5 protein-coding genes are annotated in these 3,630 nt (G+C 38.0%); all 5 read left to right on the top strand.

Annotated elements, in window-relative coordinates; all coding sequences use genetic code 11:
- The first annotated feature begins 174 nt into the window (after window positions 1–174).
- Complete coding sequence (locus ACFVSH_RS24140; protein WP_306804680.1) at window positions 175–438, top strand: DUF2535 family protein; 264 nt, start codon at window positions 175–177, stop codon at window positions 436–438.
- Window positions 439–663: 225 nt separating this feature from the next.
- Entirely contained in the window at window positions 664–1,506 is an 843-nt protein-coding gene (locus ACFVSH_RS24135; protein ID WP_387597210.1) for a DegV family protein, read from the top strand.
- A gap of 152 nt (window positions 1,507–1,658) precedes the next feature.
- The gene (locus ACFVSH_RS24130; RefSeq protein ID WP_387708265.1) at window positions 1,659–2,249 is read left to right on the top strand and encodes an SCO family protein; all 591 of its coding nucleotides are present in this window, start codon (window positions 1,659–1,661) and stop codon (window positions 2,247–2,249) included.
- 297 nt (window positions 2,250–2,546) lie between these two features.
- The gene (locus ACFVSH_RS24125) at window positions 2,547–3,389 is read left to right on the top strand and encodes an SGNH/GDSL hydrolase family protein (protein ID WP_387708263.1); all 843 of its coding nucleotides are present in this window, start codon (window positions 2,547–2,549) and stop codon (window positions 3,387–3,389) included.
- Window positions 3,386–3,630 (top strand): DUF2140 family protein (locus ACFVSH_RS24120; RefSeq protein WP_387708262.1); only part of this gene is annotated, 245 nt, incomplete at its 3' end. The genes ACFVSH_RS24125 and ACFVSH_RS24120, both read left to right, overlap by 4 nt.

Below are 3,630 nucleotides of genomic sequence, written 5' to 3'. Positions count from 1 at the left end.
GAAAGCGAGCATCTGGAGGGGAAATCAACCACACCGCATTACTTGGTAAATAGCAAAAAAGTATGCGAAAACAGCCTTTTTTTATGAAAGTCAATCTGATTTCTCTGTTTTTTTACACATTTGAATATTTATACTTTTGGTTTTATTGTGTATAATGTAAGCAATCGGTTAAAAATGAGGATTGATATTTTGATGTTCAAATGCTTGGAATTCAAAGATTGTTTTGGACATAAGGTCACAATTTCAGAAATACCTGTCTTACTGCCTAGTGATCCGAATTTTTTTATGTTGACCGTGCGTTTGGAAGTGTTTGTTAAAAAGGTTTTTGCCAATAAAGATCATAAAGAAAATTACTCATTTAAGCATTATTTAGCATCCGTACTCAAATGGCCCGTCTATAACAAGCTTTTTTTTGGAAGTTTACTTAATAATGCTTAATGCGGACTATTCCATAGCTAACTTCTCCGTTAAAAGAGATGACACAATGCCATGCAATATCGAATAAATCGGCATGTGTTCAGGTTAGCTCATGGAACGGTCTTTTTTTGTGTATTCATTTCAATAGAAAAGTATCACTTCATTTGAAAAGGATGACCTTTGGTTTGAATGCGTACTTTGAATAGGTATAATACAATAGATATGTTAATTTAGGGATGTGTAATGATGAATAAAGTAAAGATAGTAACAGATTCGACAGTAGATATGACACCAGAGGAACTGAACTTTTATGATATAACAATGGTCCCATTATCCATCTTTATAGATGGGGAGACCTTTTTGGATAAGGTTGAAATTGAACAAGAAGAATTCCTGAGAAGGATGAACCAGTCAAAAGAACTGCCAAAAAGCTCACAACCAGCCGTAGGTACATTTGTGGAGGTATATGATGAACTCGGAAAAGACGGCAGCGAGATTATTTCCATACATATGACAGGTGGCATGAGCGGCACAGTTCGCTCAGCGGAAAGCGCAGCTAGCATGTCTGAAGCGAAGGTTACCGTTCTTGACTCGAAATTCATTTCTAAAGCGATGTCATTTCAGGTGATAGAGGCAGCGAAGATGGCGAAGGAAGGGAAATCCGTAGCCGAGATAATTGAACGATTGGAACATATTAAAAAGCAGTCAAGTTTAATCATTGTCATAGAAACTCTTGATAACCTCGTTAAGGGTGGAAGGATTGGCAAAGTTTCTGCTTTTATCGGTTCATTGCTGCACATAAAGCCGATTGCACTTCTGGATGATGGTGTACTGAATCCTGTATCCAAAGCCAGGAGCCAGTCACAGGTCGTGAAGTTCATCATCAAGAAATTCAAAGAAGACACACAAGGAAAAAAAATTAGTGGCATTGGTTTTGTACATGCGAATGGACTTGAAATAGCGGATAAGGTTCGACAGGCCATTGCAGACTTAACAGGATATCAAGATATAAAGATAGAAGCAACAACGGCCGTCGTCAGTACTCATACAGGTGAAGGCGCCATGGCAATCATGTATTATTGGGACTAATATGGATGAAACATATGAAACTGCGTATGGCGGAGGTTTTGCCACTTTACAATTGTCTTTAATTCGTAGAAATAGTTGCTGTTCTCATTAAGATTGGTCTGTTAGAATAAATGAAGTAACAGAATATTTTATACATAAAGGACGGGGTAGGGATGAGAAAGCTGCATTTGCTTATGGCAGCTATGGTAGCATCAATTCTTTTGCTGTTGGCAGCATGCGGTTCCAATGGTGTACCTGATGCTAAAAATTGGGACCTTGAAGATTTCAGTTACATTGATCAGGAGGGTAAACCTTTCTCAAAAAGCGATCTAAAAGGAAAGGTTTGGGTAGCGGATTTTATATTCACAAACTGCGAGACTGTCTGCCTCCCCATGACTTCTAATATGACGAAGCTGCAGCAGCAATTGAAGGATGAAGGTATTACGGATGTTGAGTTCGTATCATTTTCCGTGGACCCGGAAATTGACAAACCTGATGTTTTAAAAAGGTATGGCGACCAATTTAATGTGGATTACGGAAATTGGCACTTTCTGACCGGTTATGGTCAGGAAGAAATCGAGCAATTTGCATTGGATAACTTTAAAACGATCGTCAAAAAACCTGAAGCAGAAGATCAGGTGATTCATGGGACCAGCTTTTTTCTAATTGATCAAGAAGGAAAGATCATCATGGATTATACGGGTCTCCAAGATATTCCCTTTGATGAAATCATTAAGCATATTAAAATTTTACAGAATTATTGAACAGGTTAAATGACCTGTTCTTTCTGTTTTTCATCCATCATTTTACAATGACCTCATTAGGGCTTAAGCGATGGTGAAAATATGGGGATTTGTTTTTGAAGAAACAGCGGATGTGAAGAATGATTTTGCATGCTCAGTACATGCTAATTTTTATAGGACTAGCTTTAATTCACTGCATTTTTCATATGGTATAGTAAGGAAGGCTCAAGCTAAAAGTACAATGAAAAAGAAGGTATATATTGTTTGCAATCATTCGTTTTCTGCATGATATAATATATGGGTAGGAAGGTGAGGGTCATGAGGTACAGAATCACCTGTCTTTTCATATGCCTAGTTTGGATCTCGGGCTGCGGCCAAAGTGAAACAGTGTCACATCAGCCATCTGTTCAGCAGAAAAGCATAGTTGAGCTGAGTAAAAAGGAAACCATTCCTGCCAGCTTTTTTCCGGACCCTGTGAAAATCGTATCGATTGGCGATTCCTTGACTCAAGGTGTCGGCGATAGTAAAGATAATGGCGGGTATCTGCCTTATTTACAAAATAAGCTGGAAAAAGAACCATCGATTACTTCCGTTGAGATGATTAATCATGGCATACGTGGAAATAGGACCGACCAACTATTGAAAAGACTGGATAAAGCTAGGATTAAAGAAGACATAAAGCAAGCTGATTCGGTTGTCGTCACAATCGGTGGAAATGATATCATGAAGGTCTTTAAGCAGAATTTCTCGGATTTGGAGCTGAATCAGTTTGATTCGGCAAAAATAGGGTATGAAAAAAGATTAAGGCAGATACTTGATAAGGTTCGTTCCGAAAATGATCATGCGCAAATTTATCTTGTGGGCGTCTATAATCCATTTTCCAAATGGTTCGCAGATTTTTATGAACTTGATATGATCATGAATGATTGGAATGAAAGCGGGAAAGAGATTATCGAAGAATATGATTCAGCTTATTTTATTGATATAGCAGACATTTTCGAGAATTCCGAAGAAGATTTGCTGTATGCCGAGGATTATTTTCACCCAAATGACCGCGGCTATGAATTAATCGCGACAAGAATCTATAATGATATGGATATTACCACTATCGGAAAGGACACATTGGAAGCGAGTGCCAAAGGAGATGATGACCAAGAATGACAAATGTCAAGTGGAAGACTTTGTTTATTTCCCTATTAGCCTTAAACATCCTGGTCATCCTGTTTGTAACGATTTTAGTTAATTTGCCGACTAAAGATAAACAGCTGATACCGAAAGTAAGCCATGAAGAAGATATCCAATTTCAAGTTCACACGAATCGGGAAGATTTGACAAGATTAATCAACCAGTATTTGGATAAAGAGGGGCTGACGGGATCCATTCACTATGAAGTGTATTTGAC

Source organism: Peribacillus sp. NPDC058002 (assembly GCF_042886655.1).
Classification (GTDB): Bacteria; Bacillota; Bacilli; order Bacillales; family DSM-1321; genus Peribacillus; species Peribacillus aracenensis.
The sequence above is the reverse complement of the archived record's forward strand: the minus strand, read 5'-3'. Positions and strand labels throughout refer to the sequence as shown.

What these genes read in the sequence shown, in the direction of transcription:
- ACFVSH_RS24140 (WP_306804680.1), top strand. Translation starts at nt 175, where the DNA reads ATGAGGATTGATATTTTGATGTTCAAATGCTTGGAATTCAAAGATTGT.
- ACFVSH_RS24135 (WP_387597210.1), top strand. Translation starts at nt 664, where the DNA reads ATGAATAAAGTAAAGATAGTAACAGATTCGACAGTAGATATGACACCA.
- ACFVSH_RS24130 (WP_387708265.1), top strand. Translation starts at nt 1,659, where the DNA reads ATGAGAAAGCTGCATTTGCTTATGGCAGCTATGGTAGCATCAATTCTT.
- ACFVSH_RS24125 (WP_387708263.1), top strand. Translation starts at nt 2,547, where the DNA reads ATGAGGTACAGAATCACCTGTCTTTTCATATGCCTAGTTTGGATCTCG.